Genomic DNA, 19710 nt, shown 5'->3' with positions numbered 1-19710 from the left:
ACACTGCAACCCAAGTGCTTCCGTTACCATGTCGGCCATGAACGGATTGAGCCAACTTTTCCCGACCCTGCCGCTGGTGCCGGGCGGCCTGTTCTGGGTGGGTCTCGCGCTGGTTGGCGCGGGCCTGGCCGGAGAGGTCTGCCGCCGCTGGCTGGGCCTGCCGCGCATCGTCGGCTACGCGGTGGTGGGGCTGTTCGCCGGCATGCTCGGCCGCAGCATCGTCGACGACAACATGATCCTGCAGACGCGGGTGCTGATCGACATGGCGCTGGCCCTGGCCCTGTTCGAACTCGGCCACCGGCTGTCGCTGTCATGGCTGCGCGCCAACCGCTGGCTATTGTTTACCAGCGCGGCCGAGAGCCTGCTGACCTGGGGGCTGGTTGCCACGGTACTCCAGTGGCTCGGGGCGTCGCCGGGCGTGGCGATCCTGGCCGGCGGCATCGCGGTCAGTACCTCGCCCACCATCGTGCTCCAGCTCAAGAACGAACTGCGCGCCGAGGGGCAGGTCACGGAACGGCTGATGGCCATGGCGGCGCTGAACAGCATCTACGCGGCGGCCATCGTCCAGGTGGCCACGGGCTGGCTCCATTCCGAATACGGCAATATCGGCGCGGCGCTGCTGCATCCGCTCTACCTGCTGGTGGGCTCGTGCCTGCTGGCGTGGGTGGTGGGCAAGCTCGGGCACGCGCTGTACGCGCGCATGTCCGCGGACGATCACTACAGCTTCCTGGTGCTGGTGGGGCTGGTGTTGTTCACGCTGGCGCTGACGCGCGTCCTAAAATTGTCCATGCCGCTGACGCTGATGCTGGCCGGCGTGGTCTTCAAGCACCAGGACCGCCAGCCGCACGTGTGGCCGGCGCACTTCGGCAGCGCCGGGAGCCTGCTGATCATCGTGATGGTGGTGTCGCTGGGCCTGCCGCTGACGGCGCATGACTGGGTGGTCGGCGGCACGCTGGCGGTGGCCTTGGTCGTGATGCGCCATGTGGCGAAGCTGGCCGGCGTGGTGTCGCTCGGATCGTTCTCGGGCTTGAGCCTGCGCCAGTGCATGGCGCTGGGGCTGGCGCTGGCGCCGATGTCTGGGCTGGCCTACCTGCTGATGAACGACGTGGCGCGCCTGTACCCGAGCACCGGCGGGCCGCTGGCATCGATCATCCTGTGCGCGCTGGCCATCGAACAGTTGCTGGGGCCGGTCATCGCGTCCTGGGCGCTGCGCTATGCCGGCGAGGCGCGTGACAATGGAGGAGGGCGCTGATGTCGCTCGAACCGTTCAAGCATTCCGAGGCGCTGACGTTTGGCGTGGAGCTGGAACTCCAGCTCGTGAACCGTCATGACTATGACCTGGCGCCGTTTGCGCCGGATCTGCTGCGTGCGCTCAAGGGCGCCCAGCACGCGGGGGACATCAAGCCCGAGATCAGTCCGTCGATGATCGAGATCAGTACCGGCATCTGCCGCGACTACGCGCAGGCGCTGGAGGAGCTGACGGTCATGCGCGACCTGATGACGCGCGCCTCCCGCTCGCTGAACCTGGGCATCTGCGGCGGCGGCACCCATCCGTTCCAGCAATGGTCGGACCGGACCATCTCCGATTCGCCGCGCTACCAGTACATTTCCGAGCTGTACGGCTACCTCGCCAAGCAGTTCACGGTGTTCGGCCAGCACGTCCACATCGGCTGCCCGAGCGCGGACGAGTCGCTGTTCCTGCTCCACGCCATCGGCCGCTACGTGCCGCACTTCATTGCGCTGGCGGCGTCGTCGCCGTACGTGCAGGGGGTGGATACCGGCTTTGCCTCGGCGCGGCTGAACTCGGTGGCGGCGTTCCCGATGAGCGGCCGCGCGCCGCACGTGCTGACGTGGGACGCCTTCACGGCGTACTTCAACAAGATGCGCAACACGGGCGTGATCGAGAGCATGAAGGACTTCTATTGGGATATCCGTCCCAAGCCGGAGTTCGGCACGATCGAGGTGCGCGTGATGGACACCCCGCTGACCGTGGAGCGCGCCTGCGACATCGCGGCGTACATCCAGGCGCTGGCGCGCTACCTGCTGCTGTCACGGCCGTTCATGCCGCAGGAAGACGACTACCTGGTGTACACCTTCAACCGCTTCCAGGCGTGCCGCTTCGGGCTGGAGGGCGAGTACGTGCATCCGAACGAACTGACGCGGATGCCGATCTCGGATCATATTTTGTCGATTTGCGACGCGCTGGTGCCGCACGCGGAGGCGCTCGGGTCGCTCAAGGCGCTCGAGAACATCCGCGCGCTGGCCTCGAGCCGCGACAACGACGCGCACTGGGTGCGCACCGTCGATGCCGATGCGCACAGCCTGCGCGAAACCGTGCGGCGTACCTGCGAGCGCTGGGAAGCCTGAAGCCGGCGGCAGGGCGGCGCTACTGCACCGTGTATCCCTTGCCACCCATGCAAGCCTTCCACGCCTGGTAGTAGCTGCCCATCGCCTGTTGCTGGCTTGCGGCGTTCTGTTCGTTCGCTGCCTGCACGTTGCGGCGTTCCTGCCGGTTCCGCGAGCCGCCCGCCATGGTCCCGACCGCGGCACCGGCCGCCGCGCCCTTGCCGGCATCGCCCGCAATCGCGCCCACCACGGCGCCGCCGGCTGCCCCGCGCGCCGCGCCTTGCACGCGCTGGCCGCCCTGGGCCTGCTGTTGCGGCGGTGCCTGGGCTACCACCGCGGGATCTATCCCGGTCTGTTGTTTGGCCCAGCTATAGCACTCCCCGTCGTCCTTGGACTGCTGCTGCGCGGACTGACCCTTGGCCGGATAGGCCACCGGTTTCGACTGCGCCTGCACGCCGGCCGCAACCACTGCGATTGCGGCGCCGAGCACCATCCCCCATCGCTTGCTGTGATGCATGATGTACCTCCTCCGGCGGGGCCATGTGCCCGCGTGTGCGGTCTCAGTATTGCAGCGCAGGGGGCGAAGTCAAATGAATTCCTTCGTGCCGCGTATTAGGCGTTTGCAGGGGTCAGGTCGGATACACCGGCTCGCATCGGATCTCGGACTTCACCGAATTTGCGATGAAGCAGGCGTCGTGCGCGGCGTGGTGCAGGTGATCGATGTCCGCGCGGGTCGGCAGGCGCTCGCCCGAGAACGTGACATCGGGACGCAGCGTCACCACGGTCACCGCCATGCGGCCTTCGGCGGTCTTGGCCATCTCGCCCACCGACTTGTCCACATAGCGATCGACCACAAAGCGCTGCTTGGCGGCCAGCGCCAGGAACCACAGCATGTGGCAGGCCGAAATCGAGGCGATCAGCATTTCCTCGGGGTCCACCGCGCTGGCATCGGACATCGGCAGCGGCACCACGTGCGGCGACGACGAGCCCGGCACTTCCGCGCCGCCGTCGAAGCGCAGCGCATGCTTGCGGCTGTAGCGGTTGCTCACGAAATCCTGATCGCCACGCTCCCACACGATCTCGGCGGTGTGTTCGGCCATGCTGGTCACTCCGGGTAGTAGAAGAACGAAAAATCAGATGCCGTGCGGCACGCTTTCCCCATCTCGCCCGGTCACGAGTCCCAGGCGCTGGTTCGCCGGCACGGCGATATCGATCAGCTTGGGTCGGGGCAGGTTGAGGGCGCGCATCATGACGATGAACTCGTCGCGCGTGCGTCCCGCCACGCGGCTGTTGTGCGCGCGCTCATGGCCGATGGTCGACTGGGTGCGGCCCCTGTAGTCGTGGGCGGGGTAGACCAGCGTGTCGTCGGGCAGGCGGAAAAGCTTCTCGGTGAGGCTGTCGAACAGTGTGCCGGCGTCGCCGGACTGGAAATCGGTGCGGCCGCAGCCGTCGATCAGCAGCGCATCGCCGGTGAAGATGCGGCGCACCACGCCGTCCGGTGTGGCTTCCTCCCAGAGGTAGCTCATGCTGCCGGCGGTGTGCCCGGGGGTATGGATCGCACGCAGCACCTGCTTGCCGAAGGTGACGGTATCCCCGTCGATCAGCTGTTTCAGCGCGGGCTTGATGTCGCAGCCGGACGGCGCGGCGGTGTTGGCACCCGTCTGCTGGGCCAACTGCCCGGCGGAGGTGATGTGGTCGGCGTGCGCGTGGGTCTCGACAATCCACACCAGCCGCACGCCGGTCTCACCCAGCAGCGCCAGGTCACGCGCGTACTGCCGGTCCACCGGATCGATCAGCAGCGCCTCGCGCGTCTCGGCGTCGATCAGCAGGTAGGTAAAGGTGGACGAAGTCTCGTCGAACAGCTGATGGAAGGTCTGCATGGCCGTTTTCTTCTTGGCAAACCGGGGGTGCCGCCATGATACGCCGGCAGGTACTCAACACTCCACGATATTCACCGCCAGCCCGCCGCGCGCCGTCTCCTTGTATTTGGTCTTCATGTCGGCGCCGGTTTCGCGCATGGTCTTGATGACCGAATCCAGCGAGACATAGTGGGTGCCGTCGCCGCGCAGGGCCATGCGGGCGGCGTTGACCGCCTTGACGGACGCCATGGCGTTGCGTTCGATGCAGGGGATCTGGACCAGGCCGCCGACCGGGTCGCAGGTCAGGCCGAGGTTGTGCTCCATGCCGATCTCGGCCGCGTTCTCGACCTGCTCCGGCGTGCCGCCGAGCACCGCCGCCAGCGCGCCGGCGGCCATCGAGCAGGCCACGCCGACTTCGCCCTGGCAGCCGACTTCGGCGCCCGAGATCGAGGCGTTGAGCTTGTAGAGCAGGCCGATGGCGCCCGCCGTGAGCAGGAAATCGACCACGCCGGCGCGGTTGGCGCCGGGAATGAAGCGGTCGTAGTAGTGCAGCACCGACGGGATGATGCCGGCCGCGCCGTTGGTCGGCGCCGTGACCACACGCCCGCCGGCGGCGTTTTCCTCGTTGACGGCGATGGCGTAGAGGTTGACCCAGTCCATCACGGAGAGCGGATCGGAGAGCGCCCGCTCGGCGTGCAGCGTCAGCCCCCGGTACAACTCGGGCGCGCGCCGCCGTACCTTGAACGGCCCCGGCAGCTCGCCGTCGGTGCGGCAGCCGCGCGCCACGGATTGCTGCATCACGTCCCAGATATGAAGCAGGCCATCGGTCACTTCCTGCTCGGGCCGCCAGGTCAGTTCGTTCTCCATCATGAGCCGGGCGATGGACTTGCCGCTCGCGTGCGCCATCTCCAGCATCGCCCGGCCGCTCCGGAACGGGTGCGGCAACTGCCGCTCGGCCGCCAGGATCTGGGTGTTCGGCGCGCCGGCCGTGACCACGAAGCCGCCGCCCACGGACAGATAGCGTGCCTCGCGCAGCGGCGTGCCGTCCGCGTCGAAGGCGTGAAACTTCATGCCGTTGGGATGCTCGGCCATGGCCTCGCGCCGATAGAACACGATGTGCTCGCGCTCCACGAACGGCACCTCGTGCGTGCCGAGCAGAGCGAGCGTGCGCCGGGTGCGCAGCGTGGCCAGCCGGGCCTCGATGGTTTCCGGGTCGACGGTGTCGGGCGCATCGCCCATCAGCCCCAGCATCACGCCCTTGTCGGTGCCGTGGCCCTTGCCGGTGGCGCCGAGCGAGCCGTACAGCTCCACGCGCACGCTACCCACGCGGGGCAGCAGGCCGTCCCGCTCGAGCCCGTGCGCGAACATCAGGGCCGCACGCATGGGCCCCACGGTATGCGAGCTGGAGGGCCCGATACCTACCTTGAACAGATCGAAAACGCTGACAGCCACGGGGAACTCCGGTAGGGGGCGGCGCGCGGGGGCGCAGGGGCGCAGGGCGGGAATGCAGTCGGGGAGCCGGTCGGGTGTCGGGTCAGAGCGACATATCGGCATCGGGCCGGGCGGGGTCCTGCCACATCGGGTCGATGGTCGGCTTGGCCTGCCCTTCCTCGGACTTCTCCTTCTGGATCACGCTGACCGTGCCGTCTGTCTCAAGGATAGCGAAATGCACGTCTGCCACACGCTCGCAGCCGTTGCGGCGCAGCGCCTTCTGCAGCTCACGCGGCGTGATGCGCTCCCGGCGCATCACATCACGGAAGATCTCGCCCTGGTGAATGAGGATCTCGGGCCGGCCTTCCACCAGCGTCTCCAGGCGGTGGCTGCGCCAGGTGCCATAGCCCACCAGCACGTCGGCGCCGAACAGCGTGGCGGCCAGGATCAGCCCGGCGGTCACGGAGTTGTCGCCGCCATTCATGGCGTTCTGCACCGCGTTCGAGATGATCAGCAGCAGCACCAGGTCCAACGGCGACAACTGGCCGATCTGGCGCTTGCCCGACACGCGCATCAGGAATAGCAGCGCGGCGTAGACGATCAGCCCGCGCAGCACGAATTCCCACCAGGGGGCGCTGAGATTCCACATGGACGAGACCTCCGCTAGGGATGGTGTGCTGCGGGATGCAAAGCGCGCCGGCGGCGCCCGGTCTGCCCGGACGCCGCCAGACACGGCGCCTTAGTCCTGCGCGTACTCGCTCATCGGTACGCAGGCGCAGAACAGGTTGCGGTCGCCGTACACGTTGTCCGCCCGGCCCACCGGCGGCCAGTACTTCTGCGTGCGCAGCGAGGCAATGGGGTAGGCCGCTTCCTCGCGCGTGTACGCGTGGGTCCAGTCATTGGCGGTGATGACGGCGGCGGTGTGCGGCGCGTGGCGCAGCGGGTTGTCGTCGCGGTCGAAGCTGCCGTCCTCCACCCGCGCGATCTCGCCACGGATGGCGATCATGGCGTCGATGAAGCGGTCCAGCTCGTGCAGCGCCTCGCTCTCGGTCGGCTCGATCATCAGCGTGCCCGGCACCGGGAAGCTCATCGTCGGCGCGTGGAAGCCGTAGTCCATCAGGCGCTTGGCCACGTCCTCGTTGCTGATGCCGGTGGCCTTCTGCAGCGGGCGCAGGTCCAGGATGCACTCGTGCGCCACCAGCCCGTGCTGGCCGGCGTAGAGCACCGGGAAGTGCGGCGAGAGCCGGCGCGCCACGTAGTTGGCGGCCAGGATGGCGTTCTCGGTGGCGGCGGTCAGGCCGGCCGAGCCCATCATGGCGACGTACATCCACGAGATCGGCAGGATGCTGGCCGAGCCGAACGGCGCGGCCGAGACGCCGCCGATGCCGTTGTCGTCGCGGCGATAGCCCACGCTGTCCTGGTTCGGCAGGAAGTCCGCCAGGTGCGCGCCCACCGCCACGGGGCCCACACCGGGGCCGCCACCGCCGTGCGGAATGCAGAACGTCTTGTGCAGGTTCAGGTGCGAGACATCGCCGCCGAACTGGCCCGGCGCGGCGGTGCCGACCATCGCGTTCATGTTGGCGCCATCCACGTAGACCTGGCCGCCGTGCTGGTGCACGATCTCGCAGATCTGCTGTACGCCCTGCTCGAACACGCCGTGCGTGGACGGGTAGGTGATCATGATCGCGGCGAGGTTCTGGCTGTGCTGCTCGGCCTTCTTCGCCAGATCCTGCAGGTCGACGTTGCCGTCGGCGTCACACGCCACCACCACCACCTTCATGCCGGCCATCTGGGCCGACGCCGGGTTGGTGCCGTGCGCGGACGAGGGAATCAGGCAGATGTCGCGGTGCGCCTCGCCCCGGCTGGCGTGGTACTTCTGGATGATCAGCAGGCCGGCGTACTCGCCCTGCGAGCCCGCGTTCGGCTGCAGGCTCACCGCGGCGTAGCCGGTGGCGGCGCAGAGCATGGCCTCGAGCTGGTCGATCATCTCGCGGTAGCCCACGGTCTGGTCGAGCGGCGCGAACGGGTGGATCTTGCTGAACTCGGGCCACGTCACCGGAATCATCTCGCTGGTGGCGTTGAGCTTCATGGTGCAGGAGCCGAGCGGGATCATCGTGCGATCCAGCGCGAGGTCCTTGTCCGCCAGCGAGCGCAGGTAGCGCAGCATCTCGTGCTCGGCGTGGTGCGTGTTGAAGACCGGATGCGTCAGGTAGGCGCTCTGGCGGGCCAGTGCGGCCGGGAAACCGTCGCCGACGGTCGCCTCGGTCGCATCGAAGGCCGGCACCGGCTTGCCATGCGCGAAGATCTCCCACAGCGCGACCACGTCCTCGCGCGAGGCGGTCTCGTCCAGCGAGATGCCCACGCGGGTGGCGCCGATATGGCGCAGGTTGATGCCGCGCGCCGTGGCGGCGGCGTGGATGGCCTCGGTGTTGAAGCCGGTTTCCAGCGTCAGGGTGTCGAAGAACGTGGCGTTGACCGGGGTCACGCCCATCGCCTTCAGGCCGGCGGCCAGCGTGGCGGTCAGGCGGTGCACGCGCTGGGCAATGCGCTGGAGGCCCTGCGGCCCGTGGTACACGGCGTACATCGACGCCATCACGGCCAGCAGCACCTGCGCGGTACAGATGTTCGACGTGGCCTTCTCGCGGCGGATATGCTGCTCGCGCGTCTGCAGCGCCAGCCGGTACGCCTTGTTGCCCTGCGCGTCGATGGTCACGCCCACCAGACGGCCCGGCATCGAGCGCTTGAATTCGTCCTTCACGGCCATGTAGCCGGCGTGGGGGCCGCCGAAGCCGAGCGGCACGCCAAAGCGCTGCGAGTTGCCCACGGCCACGTCGGCGCCCCATTCGCCCGGCGCCACGATCAGCGTCAGCGCCAGCAGGTCCGCCGCCGCCACCACCAGGCCGCCAGCCGCATGCACGGCATCGGCGATGGCACGGTAGTCGGCCACGTCGCCGTTCACGCCCGGGTATTGCAGCAGCACGCCGAAGGCATGGGCGCCGGCGGCCTCGGCGGCGGGGCCGACCTTGACCTCGATGCCCAGCGGCAGCGCGCGCGTGCGTACCACTTCCAGCGTCTGCGGCAGTACGTCGTCCGCCACGTAGAACGTGTTCGAGGCGTGCTTGTTCACGCGCTGGAGCAGCGTCATCGCCTCGGCGGCGGCGGTGCCTTCGTCCAGCATCGACGCATTGGCAATGTCCAGCCCGGTCAGGTCCGTGACCATCTGCTGGAAGTTCAGCATCGCCTCCAGGCGGCCCTGCGAGATCTCGGGCTGGTACGGCGTGTAGGCCGTGTACCAGGCCGGGTTTTCGAAGATATTGCGGAGGATGACGCCCGGCGTGAGCGTGTTGTAGTAACCCTGCCCGATGAAGCTCTTGAGCACGCGGTTCTTGTTCGCCAGCCCGCGCAGCCTGGCCAGCGCGGCTTCCTCGGTCAGCGGCTCGGTGAATTCGCCGAGCGGCATGCCGTCGCGGCGGCGGATGGCGGCGGGCACCACGGCGTCGATCAGCGCGGCGCGCGTCTCGTAGCCGAGCACCTTGAGCATGTGTTGCTGTTCGGCGGTGTCCGGGCCGATGTGACGGGCGGCGAAGGCGTCGCGCGCCTCCAGTTCGGCCAGCGTGGGCCGGCTACCTTGGGCGGCGTTCATGGGAAGCGGGGCATTCATGGCAAGTCTCTCGTGGGGCGGGGCGGCAGGTGGTCAGCCTGGCCGCCGCGCGGGCATCTCGGGCGCCGCCTCCTGGCTCGGGAGACGGCTGGTACAGCGCGTCAGGCGCCGACGCTGGCCTTGTAGGCGTCGACGGTCATCAGGCCGTTCACATCGTCGCCATTGGCCGGCTTCAGCTTGAACAGCCATGCGTCGAAGGCGTTGGCGTTGACGGATTCCGGCGCGGCGCTCGCGGCTTCGTTCACGGCGATGACTTCGCCGGCCACCGGGGCGTAGATGTCGGAAGCGGCCTTGACGGACTCCACCACGGCCAGCGCGTCGCCCGCGCCTACCGACTTGCCGACTTCGGGCAGCTCCAGGAAGACGATGTCGCCCAGCGCGTCCTGCGCATGGTCGGTAATGCCGATCGTCAGCGTGCCGTCGGCTTCAACGCGCACCCACTCGTGCGATTCGGTGTACTTCAGGTCAGCAGGGAAATTCATGACGGGTTCTCCGGGAATGCAGTGTTTGTCTTGTTTCGGTTCGCCTGCCGGGGCCAGCCGGGCAGGCGTGATGGCGACCGTTGGTGTCAGCCGGGCGGATGCCTCAGCTCACGAGTGCCTTGCCATTGCGCACAAACGGCAGTTTAACCACAGTCGCGGTCAGTTTGCGGTCACGAATCTCGACCTGGACCTCGGTGCCGGGCACAACGCCCTGCGGCAGCCGGGCAAAGGCAATGGATTGGGAGAGCGACGGGCTGAAGGTGCCGCTCGTGATCTCGCCGTCGCCGGCGGGGGTGATCACCTTCTGGTGCGCACGCAGCACCCCGCCCTTGTCGCGCAGGATCAGGCCGGCAAATGTCTTGTGTTGTCCGGCCGCCAGCAGCGCGGATTTGCCGGTGAAATCGCGCTCGCTCTGCAGGTCCACGGTCCAGGCCAGGCCGGCGTCGAGCGGCGAGGTGTGGATATCCATGTCCTGGCCGTACAGGTTCATGCCGGCTTCCAGGCGCAGCGTGTCGCGCGCGCCAAGTCCAGCCGGGCGCACGCCCACGGACTGCAGCTTCTCCCAGAAGCCGGCCACGTTCTCGGCCTCCACCACCAGCTCGAAGCCGTCCTCGCCGGTATAGCCGGTGCGCGCCACCATCAGCTCGCCCATCATCGGGTCCTGCACCACCACGGCGTTGAACGGCTTGAGCGCGTCCGCCGGCTGGGTCGAGGGGAAGGCCTGGTGGACCTTGGCACGCGCGTTCGGGCCCTGCACGGCGATGATCGCCAGCTTGCCCACGCCGGCCGGCGCCACGTCGCCCCGGCGCGGGGTGATCGTCACGCCGCTGCCGGTGGCTGCGTTGCGGGCTGTGATCCATTCGATGTCGCCCAGCGCCGTGCTGGCGTTCACCACCAGGCGGAAACGGTCTTCGGCGAAGAAATAGACGATCAGGTCGTCGATGACCCCGCCTTTTTCGTCGAGCATGCACGCATACAGGGCCTTGCCCGGGGTCTGGAGCTTGTCGACGTTGTTAGCCAGCAGGCCGCGCAGGAAGGCGCGCGTGTTGGGGCCGGACAGGTCCACCACGCACATGTGCGAGACATCGAACATGCCGGCATCGCCGCGCACCGCGTTGTGTTCTTCGATCTGGGAGCCGTAGTTGACCGGCATGTCCCAGCCGCCGAAATCGACCATGCGGGCACCGAGCGAGCGGTGGATGGCGTTAAGGGGCGTGGCCTGGAGCGTCATGGGAAATCCTCTGGAGCGAATACGGCAGCGAAAACAAAAAAAGGGTCATCCGCCGTGGGGATCGATGGCAATGCCACCAATCCGCCGCGGCGGATGACCCCTCTGTCCTCGATACCTGAGAGATTACGATGCGGCTTGCCGCATCGCGCGCCCCTTCGGTGGACACGCTCGCCATGCGTTGGCACGGGCGGGTGTCGCTCTCCAGAGTGCGGCATGCATCGTGTGCATGTTGCATGCCGATCCGACCGGTCCGTGGTGCCTGAGAGTTTTCGGGTGATACCCCTTCGGCGGCGCAATGGCTGCGCGCTCTCCCGGTTGGATGCGCGTGAATGTACGGGACGGGTTGACCTTTGTCAACGCGGCGCCAGCGCCACCTTGCTAGGGGCCGGGGAGGGCGCGGCGGTAATTCCTGCCGCCTGCGGGTAAGGACTACCCGCTGACTACCCGCTGCCGCCCCGAGGGGGGCGCGCGCCGCGCCGGATCAGCGGCCATCCTTGGTGACGACGTTACCCACCACGCCGCCCACCGCCGCACCGCCCACCGTGCCGAGCACGCTGCCATCGGTCAACGCCGCGCCGCCCAGCGCGCCCACGCCCGCGCCGATGGCGGTGTTGCGTTGCTTGGGACTCATGTCCGCGCAGCCGCCAAAGGCCGCCAGCGTGACACCGATCAGCGTAACTTTCGCCAGGGTCCGCATTGTTTTCATGATCGCCTCCGAATGTGCCGAATTTGTCATCAGGACGGCGTCGCCGCCGGTCCCGCATGACCCTATGAGGCAATCTCCATGCCCCGGGTGCCCCCTCTGACGTCACTTTTACGAAGTGTTACCGCGATGAAACACTGGTAGCACTCGCGTCCTTGATGTCCGCCATCAGGCACCGGCGCGGGCCACCCTGCGTGTTAACATCGACGCCTTTCGCGCGCCCGCCAAGCGTGCGCCATCCGGCACCCGCCCACCCATGACCCACGGACTCAACGCCGCCCAATCCGAAGCCGTTCGCTATCTGGACGGGCCCTGCCTCGTCCTCGCGGGCGCCGGGTCCGGCAAGACGCGCGTCATCACGCAGAAGATTGCCCACCTGATCGAGGACAAGGGCTTCGAGCCGCGCCACATCGCCGCCGTCACCTTCACCAACAAGGCGGCGAAGGAGATGCAGGAGCGCATCGCCAAGCTGATGGAGGGCAAGACCACGCGCGAGGGCAAGCGGATTCCGCTCAAGCAGCTCACGGTGTGTACCTTCCACTCGCTCGGCGTACAGATCCTGCGGATGGAGGCGGAGCACGTCGGCCTGAAGCCGCAGTTCTCGATCATGGATTCGGACGACTGCTTCGGGCTGGTGCAGGAGCAGCTCGCCACCACGGACAAGAAGCTGATCCGCAGCGTGCAGGGCACGATCTCGCTGTGGAAGAACGGCATGGTCGACCCCGAGACCGCGCTGGCCCAGGCCGCCAATGCCGACGAGCACCAGGCCGCCACGGTCTACCGCAACTACGTGGCCACGCTGCACGCCTACCAGGCGGTGGATTTCGACGACCTGATCCGCCTGCCCGCCGAGCTGTTCGCGCGTGACGAGACCGTGCGCCTGAAATGGCAGAACCGGCTGCGCTACTTCCTCGTCGACGAATACCAGGACACCAACGCCTGCCAGTACGCGCTGCTCAAGCTGCTGGCCGGCGGCTCGCACCTGCGCGCGCCGGCGTTCACGGCCGTGGGCGATGACGACCAGGCCATCTACGGCTGGCGCGGCGCCACGCTGGACAACCTGCGCGGCCTGCAGACCGATTTCCCGGACCTCAAGGTCATCAAGCTCGAGCAGAACTACCGCTCCACGGTGCGCATCCTCGAGGCAGCCAACGCGGTCATCGCCAACAATCCCAAGCTGTTCGACAAGAAGCTGTGGTCGGAGCACGGCATGGGCGACCCCATCGCCATCCACCCGATGAACGACGAGGAGCACGAGGCCGAGTCGGTGGTGTTCCGCCTGTCCGCCCACAAGTTCGAGCGCCGCGCGCAGTTCCGCGACTACGCCATCCTGTATCGCGGCAACCATCAGGCGCGGCTGTTCGAGCAGATCCTGCGGCGCGAGCGGATTCCGTACGTGCTGTCCGGCGGCCAGAGCTTCTTCGACAAGGCCGAGATCAAGGATATCTGCGCCTACCTGCGGCTGATTGCCAATCCGGACGACGACCCCGCCTTTATCCGCGCCATCACCACGCCCCGGCGCGGCGTGGGCAACACCACGCTGGAGGCCCTCGGCACGTTCGCGGGGCAGGCCAAGGTGTCGCTGTTCGAGGCCGCGATGATGGGCGGCATCGAGGGCAAGCTCCAGCCGCGCCAGCTGGAGCCGCTGCGTGTGTTCTGCGAGTCGATGGTGCGCCTGGCGGACCGCGCCAAGACTGATCCGGCCACCGTGCTGCTCGACGACATGATGGCCGGCATCCACTATGAATCGTACTTGTACGATACCTTCGACGAACGCCAGGCCCAGTCGCGCTGGACCAATACGCTCGAATTCCTCGACTGGCTCAAGCGCAAGGGCACCCGCCCGGAAGCCGAAGCCGGGGAGGGCGAGGCCACCGGCTTCGACAACGCCGACGGCTTTGGCGACGAAGGCAAGAACCTGCTGGAGCTGACCCAGACCGTGGCGCTGATGAGCATGCTCGAAGGCCGCGAGGAAGACCCGGACGCGGTGCGGCTCTCCACGCTCCACGCCTCGAAGGGCCTCGAATATCCGCACGTGTTCCTGGTGGGCGTGGAAGAGGGCATCCTGCCCCACGCGCGCGAGGACGAAGACATGAGCGACGAGAAAATCGAGGAAGAGCGCCGGCTGATGTACGTGGGCATCACCCGCGCCCAGCGCAGCCTCCAGATCAGCTGGTGCAAGAAGCGCAAGCGCGCCCGGGACACCTACTCCTGCGAACCCTCGCGCTTCATCGCCGAAATGAAACTCGAAGAAGCGCCGGCCCCCGTCGACGAGACCCCGGCCATGAGCCCCAAGGACCGGCTGGCGAATCTCAAGGCGCTGCTGGGTACGCCGGGCGCGCCCGGCAAGCCCGTGGCAGGTTGAGCCGCACCCTCGCCCCAGCCCACGCATCACCGCCGATACAAGGCGGACAAGACCGCGCGCCCGGCGCTTTCTAATATGGCGACGCGTCAGACGCCTCGGCGACTGGCGCCGTGCCGCGCCTGCCCTTCGGTTAGCGGTGCGGCTGGGTACGCTTGCGTGCCTGGCTCTTCCCTGTTGAACGCTCCCGGCGCGGCAGTGCCGGGGGCGTCGTTTTATCAGGCGAAGTTATCCACAGCGTACGTATCAAGCCCGATACAAAGCCGCCACAGCGCCGATATTGCAAACTGGTACAGTTGGACGCCGGCTGTTGCGCGGGCGCCTGCCAGTTTTCGCGCATCGGCTGTCCGCACCGCCCGCCGGCGTTTCCCATCCCTCCCGTTTTGCCATGGACCTCACTCCCGCCCTGCCTACCCGCCTGCTGATCGTCGATGACGATCCCCAGATCCGCGCCATGCTGGCCGAATACCTGGCCACGTTCGGCATGGCGGCCGATGGGGCCGAAGGCGGGGCGTCGATGCGCACGGCCATGGCGCAGCACCACTATGACCTGGTGATCCTGGACCTCTCGCTGCCGGGCGAGAACGGCCTGACGCTGTGCCGCGAGATCCGCGAGCGCACCGACATCCCCGTGATCATGCTGACTGCCCGCGCCGAGCTGGCCGACCGTGTGGTCGGGCTCGAGGTGGGGGCGGACGACTACGTGACCAAGCCGTTCGAGATGCGCGAACTGGTGGCGCGCATCCACACCGTGCTGCGGCGCAGTCGGGCGGATGTGCGGCGTGCAGCACCCACCCCGGCAGGGCACGAAGTCAAGTTTGGCGCGTGGCGGCTCAACACCACGCTGCGCCAGCTGGTCGACGAGGAGGACACGGTCGTGCCGCTCTCGAACGCCGAATTCCGCCTGTTGCTGACCTTCATCGAGCACCCGAACCGCGTGCTGGACCGCGAGATGCTGATCAACCAGGCGCGCGGCCGCGACCTCGATGTGTTCGATCGCAGCATCGACCTGCTGGTCTCGCGCCTGCGCCAGAAGCTGCGCGACGACCCGCGCGACTCGGCCCTGATCCGCACGGTGCGGGGCGAGGGCTACGTCTTCACGGTCAGCGTGGATTCCTGACGCATGGCCGCGTCCTCCCCGCCGCCGAACGCCAGCGCTGCCGTCCGGATGGACACCGCCACGCGACGTCGCCCCTTCGATTCGATGTTCCTGCGGCTGTTCCTTGTCATGGCCGCGATCATGGTGGCGGTGCACGTCCTCGGCGTGACCGTCATCGAGGGCCTGTTCCCGCGCCCCGGCTCGGCCCGTTGGGAAGAGCGTATGCGCGAGGCAGCCTCGGAGGCCGCCGCCGCCGGCAAGCCGTTCCGACGCCTCGAGCCGCCGCAGCGCGGACCGCGTTTCGAGGAAGATGACGATGCGGGCGAAGGCGGCCCGTCCGGGGATCGCGGCATGTTCCGTCCCGGTGATCCGGACCGGCGGGGCGGGCCGGCTGGACCGCCCCGCCACTTCCCCCCCTGGCACGGGCTCTGGCCCCTGCATCCGGGCATGATCTTCCAGTTCATCGCCATCGTGATTTCGTCGTGGGTCGGCGCGCGGCTGCTGGCGCGGCCGGTGCAGCGGCTGGCCACCGGCGCGAACCGGCTGGCGCAGGATGTGCACGCACCGCCACTCGACGATGACACGGGGCCGGCCGAGGCGCGCGCCGCCACCAAGGCGTTGAACCTGATGCAGCAACGCATCCGCACGCAGCTGGCGCAGCAGTCGCGCTTCCTGGCGGCAGTCTCCCACGACCTGCGCACGCCGCTCACGCGCATGAGCCTGCGCATCGAGCGCATCGAGGACAACGACGTGCGCTACCGGTTGCGGCAGGATCTGGCCGAGATGAACGGGCTGATCGATGCCACGCTCTATTACCTGCGTGACCGCGACGACGGCACCGGCCCGCGCCAGCGCGTGGACGTGCAGGCGCTGCTCCAGGCCATCGTCGACGATGCCGAGGAACTCGGCCAGGACGTGCGGCTCTCCGGCACCGCCGCGCCGCTGCTGGCCTACCCGGCGGAGTTGCGCCGCGCCGTGGTCAACCTCGTCGAGAACGCGCACCGCTACGGCGGCGCCGCGCATATCGTGCTGACGGACAGCCCCGAGCGCGTGCAGATCGACGTCTGCGACAACGGCCCCGGCATTCCGCCGGCAGAGTTGCCGCGCGTGCTGGAGCCGTTCTACCGCGTGGAGTCGTCGCGCAGCCGGGCCACCGGCGGCGTGGGGATGGGGCTGTCGATTGCCGCCGATATCGTTAATCGCCATGGCGGCGAGCTGACGCTGGACAACCGCGTCGAGGGCGGCCTGCGCGTGCGCATCACGCTGCCGCGCGACTGATAGATATAGGCGCCTGGGTCAGGCGCGCTGCGGCACGCCCGACTTGCCGATCGGCGCCAGCTGCACGTACTGCGAGCCGCGCAGCCCGCGCGTGAAGTCGAGCGTGAAATCGCCCACGTCGATGCGCGATTGCAGCGCGCGGCGCAGCTCCAGCGCACCCGGCGCCCTGGCCGCGCTGGCGGCCCGCACCAGCCAGGCCGCGCCGATGTAGCCGGCCAGCGTGGCGGGCGAGGGCGGTTCGTCCAGGTATTGCTTCATCCGCGCCACGTGCTCCTTGACCACGCGCAGCGTGGATTCCTGCGGGCCGGGCGCCACCTGCGTGACCACCACGCCACCCGCGTAGTGGCCGCCGAGAATCTCGCGCGCGGCGGCCGGGCTCACCGCCGACAATCCCACCAGAAAGCCGTACCAACCTTGCGCGGCCAGCGCGCGGCCGAGGCTGCCGTAGGCGAGCGTGTCGCCAGCCACGATGACCGCGCCGGGCCGCGTTGCGGCGATGCGGCGCGCGCTGTCATCGACACTCCCGGTCAGCGTTACGGCGCGCGTAGCGAGGTCGCGCTCCATCCGTTCGAGCCACGGCGTGCCCGCCGCGAGCGTGCCGGCGGCGAAATCGGGCGACACGGCCAGCACGATGTTCTTCAGGCCATAGCTGCGCAACTGCCGCACGGCGGCGTCCAGCTCCGCCTGATAGTCGGCGCGCGTGAACCAGATGTTGTCGGCAGCCAGCGAGAGCCCGGAGAGCGGGGCGACGATCTGCACGCCGCGCCGGCTCAGTTCGGACGAGGTGGCCAGCGCGGGCAGCAGCGTGTCGCCGGGGCCGAACAGCACGTCGATATGGTCCGACTCAGCCATGCCGATGGCCTGCGACGTGGCGATGCGCGGGCTGGCATCGGCATCCCGCACCATGTGCACGATGCGTGGCCCCTGGCCCGAGGCGTTGGTCGCATCGAACAGCACCTTGGCGCCGGCCAGGTAGTCCCGCGCCAGATCCGCCTGCGGCCCCACGCGGTCGAGCAGGTGGCCGACCACCAGCGACCGGCGCTGTGCGGCGGCGGGGTTGGCGGATTGGGGCTGGGCGAAGGCGGCCGGAGCCGCGAGCATCGCGGCCAGCGTGCCGAACGACCGGAGCATGCGTCGGCGCGCCGGCACGGCGGACGACATCGTTCTGGGCGAGGCTGGGCGCATGGTCGGCGGGCGTTGGAATCGGGTGGAGGGGGGACGGCGGGCAGAGCCTATCGGCCGTTCGTGACGCTCGGATGACGCCAACGCCCCACGGCGGCGGGGCTGCGGGCGCAAGCGCGGCGTGCGCTTGATGCGCGTCAAGGTGAGCGGTGGCGCAGCGGCATAGCATCGTGACCATCTTCGCCTGCAAAAAGAGCGCGCCATGTCAGCCCCCACCCTCCCCAGCATGCCTGCCACCACGGCGTTCGACCGCCGCGCGCTGGCCGACTTCCGCAGCCTGGCCGGCCGTATCGACGGCAACGGCCCCCGCTACACTTCCTACCCCACCGCCGACCGCTTCGAGGCGGAGATGGACGACGCGCGCTACCTCGCCGCGCTCGACGCCTGCCGCGCCGACTCGCCCGCGCCGCTCTCCCTCTACCTGCACATCCCGTTCTGCGAGAACATCTGCTACTACTGCGGCTGCAACAAGATCATCACCAAGGACCACGCGCGCAGCGCGCGCTACGTCGACTACCTCGCCCGGGAAATGGCGATGGTGGCCGGCCGGCTCGGGGAGCGCCGCGCGGTCATGCAATCGCACTGGGGCGGCGGCACGCCGACCTTCCTCGATCCCGACGAAATGCGCCGCGTGATGGCGGCGCTGACGCAACACTTCCACCTGCTGCCCGATGGCGAGCACGCGATCGAGATCGATCCGCGCCGCGTGACCGATGCGCGCATGGCGCTGCTGGCGGAACTCGGTTTCAACCGGATCAGCCTTGGCGTGCAGGACTTCGACCTGAAGGTGCAGCAGGCGATCCATCGCGTGCAGTCCTACGAGGAAGCGCGCGATGTGGTGCTGGCGGCGCGGCGGCTCGGCTTCCGCTCGGTCAGCATGGACCTGATCTACGGGTTGCCGCACCAGACCACCGAACGTTTCGCGGCGACCATCGACCGCGTGCTGACGCTGCGGCCGGACCGGCTCTCGGTCTACAGCTACGCGCACCTGCCGCATGTGTTCAAGCCGCAGCGGCGTATCGACGAGGCGGCGCTGCCGCCCGCCGGCGAGAAGCTCGACATCCTGGTATCCACGATCGAGCACCTGACCGCCGCCGGCTATGTCTATATCGGCATGGATCATTTCGCGCTGCCGGACGACGACCTTGCCATCGCCCAGCAGGCCGGGCGCCTGCAACGCAACTTCCAGGGCTACGCCACGCATGCGGGGCACGATCAACTGGGCTTCGGCGTCTCGGCGATTGGCGCGGTGGCCGGCCACTACGTGCAGAACGCGCGCACCACGGACGAGTACTACGCCGCGCTGGACGAGGGCCGACTGCCGGTGGCGCGCGGCTTTGGCATGTCCGCAGACGACCACCTGCGCAAGACGATCATCGGCGCACTGATGTGCCACGGCACGCTCGACATCGCGGCGGTGGAGGCCGGGCATGGCATCGACTTCGCCCGGACCTTCGCGCCGGAACTGGCGGGGCTGGACGCGCTGGCGACGGAGGGGCTGTTGCGGCGCGATGCGTCGCGGATCGACATCACTCCGCTGGGCCGGCTGCTGGTGCGTCGCGTGGCGATGGTGTTCGACCGCTACCTGCGCCAGGACGCGGGGCGCGAAGTGCCGCTGGTGCGCTATTCGCGCGTGGTCTGAACTGCTGCCTATATATATAGGGATAGGGGCGCCGGACCGACCGGCCCCCAATCGAAACAAAAAAGCCCGCGAGGATCGTCGCGGGCTTTTTTGCGTGGACTTACAGGTGCGCTTTGCGTTACTTCGAGGCGTTGACCATGTAGTCGGCGGCGGCGATCACATCGGCATCGGCGCCGGCATAGCCACCCTTGGGCGGCATCACGCCCTTGCCCTTGAGCGCGAAGTTGTGGACGGCGTCCATGCCTTCCTTGATGCGCGGCGCCCAGGCGGCCTTGTCGCCGAGCTTCGGCGCACCGGCCACACCGGCGGCGTGGCAGGCGGCGCAAACCTGGTCGTAGACCTTCTTGCCGGTTTCGGCCGACGCAGCGGCCGGGGCGGCAGCCGCCGCAGCAACGGGTGCGGCGGCAGCGGGGGCCGGTGCGGCAGCGGCCGGG

The 19710-nt window shown here is 68.5% G+C and carries 17 protein-coding genes and 2 riboswitches; of the genes, 6 read left to right on the top strand and 11 right to left on the bottom strand.

Annotation, left to right across the window (positions count from 1 at the left end):
* The first annotated feature begins 28 nt into the window (after positions 1 to 28).
* Both KHO18_RS18750 and KHO18_RS18745 read left to right on the top strand, forming a co-directional pair.
* Positions 29 to 1252 (top strand): cation:proton antiporter, encoded by a 1224-nt coding sequence (locus KHO18_RS18750; protein ID WP_186296993.1) that lies wholly within the window; start codon positions 29 to 31, stop codon positions 1250 to 1252.
* Entirely contained in the window at positions 1252 to 2367 is a 1116-nt protein-coding gene (locus tag KHO18_RS18745; RefSeq protein ID WP_144203386.1) for a YbdK family carboxylate-amine ligase, read from the top strand. The genes KHO18_RS18750 and KHO18_RS18745 overlap by 1 nt, the downstream gene beginning before the upstream one ends.
* Before the next feature lie 19 nt (positions 2368 to 2386).
* Here the strand turns inward: KHO18_RS18745 and KHO18_RS18740 are convergent, their stop codons facing one another.
* The 9 genes from KHO18_RS18740 to KHO18_RS18700 all read right to left on the bottom strand — a co-directional run bounded on the left by KHO18_RS18740 (position 2387) and on the right by KHO18_RS18700 (position 11716).
* Positions 2387 to 2863 carry a glycine zipper family protein gene (locus tag KHO18_RS18740; protein ID WP_186296994.1) on the bottom strand — a complete coding sequence of 159 codons (477 nt, stop codon included), beginning with the start codon at positions 2861 to 2863 and terminating at the stop codon, positions 2387 to 2389.
* Between the two features lie 112 nt (positions 2864 to 2975).
* Positions 2976 to 3446, bottom strand: a complete 471-nt coding sequence (locus tag KHO18_RS18735) for an OsmC family protein (RefSeq protein WP_211943682.1) — start codon at positions 3444 to 3446, stop codon at positions 2976 to 2978.
* Positions 3447 to 3479: 33 nt separating this feature from the next.
* Positions 3480 to 4226, bottom strand: coding sequence for an MBL fold metallo-hydrolase (locus tag KHO18_RS18730; RefSeq protein ID WP_211943681.1), 747 nt, complete (start codon positions 4224 to 4226; stop codon positions 3480 to 3482).
* Positions 4227 to 4280: 54 nt separating this feature from the next.
* Positions 4281 to 5657 carry an L-serine ammonia-lyase gene (locus KHO18_RS18725; protein WP_144203392.1) on the bottom strand — a complete coding sequence of 459 codons (1377 nt, stop codon included), beginning with the start codon at positions 5655 to 5657 and terminating at the stop codon, positions 4281 to 4283.
* A gap of 82 nt (positions 5658 to 5739) precedes the next feature.
* Positions 5740 to 6285, bottom strand: a complete 546-nt coding sequence (locus tag KHO18_RS18720) for a DUF421 domain-containing protein (RefSeq protein WP_144203394.1) — start codon at positions 6283 to 6285, stop codon at positions 5740 to 5742.
* Between the two features lie 90 nt (positions 6286 to 6375).
* Positions 6376 to 9297: an aminomethyl-transferring glycine dehydrogenase gene (gene gcvP / locus KHO18_RS18715; protein WP_144203396.1), complete on the bottom strand. Its 2922-nt coding sequence runs from the start codon at positions 9295 to 9297 to the stop codon at positions 6376 to 6378.
* Between the two features lie 101 nt (positions 9298 to 9398).
* Positions 9399 to 9779, bottom strand: coding sequence for a glycine cleavage system protein GcvH (gcvH, locus tag KHO18_RS18710; protein WP_144203399.1), 381 nt, complete (start codon positions 9777 to 9779; stop codon positions 9399 to 9401).
* A 103-nt stretch (positions 9780 to 9882) separates the two neighbouring features.
* Positions 9883 to 11010 (bottom strand): glycine cleavage system aminomethyltransferase GcvT, encoded by a 1128-nt coding sequence (gene gcvT / locus KHO18_RS18705; protein WP_144203401.1) that lies wholly within the window; start codon positions 11008 to 11010, stop codon positions 9883 to 9885.
* A gap of 92 nt (positions 11011 to 11102) precedes the next feature.
* Positions 11103 to 11225: riboswitch (glycine riboswitch) on the bottom strand.
* A 21-nt stretch (positions 11226 to 11246) separates the two neighbouring features.
* A riboswitch (glycine riboswitch) is annotated at positions 11247 to 11334 on the bottom strand.
* Positions 11335 to 11491: 157 nt separating this feature from the next.
* Complete coding sequence (locus tag KHO18_RS18700; RefSeq protein ID WP_144203403.1) at positions 11492 to 11716, bottom strand: glycine zipper 2TM domain-containing protein; 225 nt, start codon at positions 11714 to 11716, stop codon at positions 11492 to 11494.
* 253 nt (positions 11717 to 11969) lie between these two features.
* On the opposite strand from KHO18_RS18700, the gene KHO18_RS18695 reads away from it, so the two are divergent.
* The 3 genes from KHO18_RS18695 (at position 11970) to KHO18_RS18685 (ending at position 16452) form a co-directional block, all read left to right on the top strand.
* Complete coding sequence (locus KHO18_RS18695) at positions 11970 to 14078, top strand: UvrD-helicase domain-containing protein (protein ID WP_144203405.1); 2109 nt, start codon at positions 11970 to 11972, stop codon at positions 14076 to 14078.
* 385 nt (positions 14079 to 14463) lie between these two features.
* Positions 14464 to 15195 carry a response regulator gene (locus KHO18_RS18690; protein WP_144203407.1) on the top strand — a complete coding sequence of 244 codons (732 nt, stop codon included), beginning with the start codon at positions 14464 to 14466 and terminating at the stop codon, positions 15193 to 15195.
* Between the two features lie 3 nt (positions 15196 to 15198).
* A complete protein-coding gene (locus KHO18_RS18685) occupies positions 15199 to 16452 on the top strand; it encodes an ATP-binding protein (protein WP_377732306.1) in 1254 nt (417 codons plus the stop codon).
* Positions 16453 to 16470: 18 nt separating this feature from the next.
* Here KHO18_RS18685 and KHO18_RS18680 read toward each other — a convergent pair whose 3' ends face one another.
* Positions 16471 to 17637 (bottom strand): ABC transporter substrate-binding protein, encoded by a 1167-nt coding sequence (locus tag KHO18_RS18680; RefSeq protein ID WP_144202140.1) that lies wholly within the window; start codon positions 17635 to 17637, stop codon positions 16471 to 16473.
* A 199-nt stretch (positions 17638 to 17836) separates the two neighbouring features.
* On the opposite strand from KHO18_RS18680, the gene hemN reads away from it, so the two are divergent.
* Complete coding sequence (gene hemN, locus KHO18_RS18675) at positions 17837 to 19276, top strand: oxygen-independent coproporphyrinogen III oxidase (RefSeq protein ID WP_211943680.1); 1440 nt, start codon at positions 17837 to 17839, stop codon at positions 19274 to 19276.
* A gap of 118 nt (positions 19277 to 19394) precedes the next feature.
* On the opposite strand, the gene KHO18_RS18670 is transcribed toward hemN, so the two are convergent.
* Positions 19395 to 19710 (bottom strand): c-type cytochrome (locus tag KHO18_RS18670; protein WP_211943679.1); only part of this gene is annotated, 316 nt, incomplete at its 5' end.

The sequence above is a fragment of the Cupriavidus campinensis genome (assembly GCF_905397395.1).
Lineage (GTDB): Bacteria > Pseudomonadota > Gammaproteobacteria > Burkholderiales > Burkholderiaceae > Cupriavidus > Cupriavidus campinensis.
The sequence above is the reverse complement of the archived record's forward strand: the minus strand, read 5'-3'. Positions and strand labels throughout refer to the sequence as shown.

Excerpts from the sequence above, each read along its gene's own strand:
- KHO18_RS18750 (WP_186296993.1), top strand. The coding sequence starts at position 29 with ATGTCGGCCATGAACGGATTGAGCCAACTTTTCCCGACCCTGCCGCTG.
- KHO18_RS18745 (WP_144203386.1), top strand. The coding sequence starts at position 1,252 with ATGTCGCTCGAACCGTTCAAGCATTCCGAGGCGCTGACGTTTGGCGTG.
- KHO18_RS18740 (WP_186296994.1), bottom strand. The coding sequence starts at position 2,863 with ATGCATCACAGCAAGCGATGGGGGATGGTGCTCGGCGCCGCAATCGCA.
- KHO18_RS18735 (WP_211943682.1), bottom strand. The coding sequence starts at position 3,446 with ATGGCCGAACACACCGCCGAGATCGTGTGGGAGCGTGGCGATCAGGAT.
- KHO18_RS18730 (WP_211943681.1), bottom strand. The coding sequence starts at position 4,226 with ATGCAGACCTTCCATCAGCTGTTCGACGAGACTTCGTCCACCTTTACC.
- KHO18_RS18720 (WP_144203394.1), bottom strand. The coding sequence starts at position 6,285 with ATGTGGAATCTCAGCGCCCCCTGGTGGGAATTCGTGCTGCGCGGGCTG.
- gcvP (WP_144203396.1), bottom strand. The coding sequence starts at position 9,297 with ATGAATGCCCCGCTTCCCATGAACGCCGCCCAAGGTAGCCGGCCCACG.
- gcvH (WP_144203399.1), bottom strand. The coding sequence starts at position 9,779 with ATGAATTTCCCTGCTGACCTGAAGTACACCGAATCGCACGAGTGGGTG.
- gcvT (WP_144203401.1), bottom strand. The coding sequence starts at position 11,010 with ATGACGCTCCAGGCCACGCCCCTTAACGCCATCCACCGCTCGCTCGGT.
- KHO18_RS18700 (WP_144203403.1), bottom strand. The coding sequence starts at position 11,716 with ATGAAAACAATGCGGACCCTGGCGAAAGTTACGCTGATCGGTGTCACG.
- KHO18_RS18695 (WP_144203405.1), top strand. The coding sequence starts at position 11,970 with ATGACCCACGGACTCAACGCCGCCCAATCCGAAGCCGTTCGCTATCTG.
- KHO18_RS18690 (WP_144203407.1), top strand. The coding sequence starts at position 14,464 with ATGGACCTCACTCCCGCCCTGCCTACCCGCCTGCTGATCGTCGATGAC.
- KHO18_RS18685 (WP_377732306.1), top strand. The coding sequence starts at position 15,199 with ATGGCCGCGTCCTCCCCGCCGCCGAACGCCAGCGCTGCCGTCCGGATG.
- KHO18_RS18680 (WP_144202140.1), bottom strand. The coding sequence starts at position 17,637 with ATGCGCCCAGCCTCGCCCAGAACGATGTCGTCCGCCGTGCCGGCGCGC.
- hemN (WP_211943680.1), top strand. The coding sequence starts at position 17,837 with ATGTCAGCCCCCACCCTCCCCAGCATGCCTGCCACCACGGCGTTCGAC.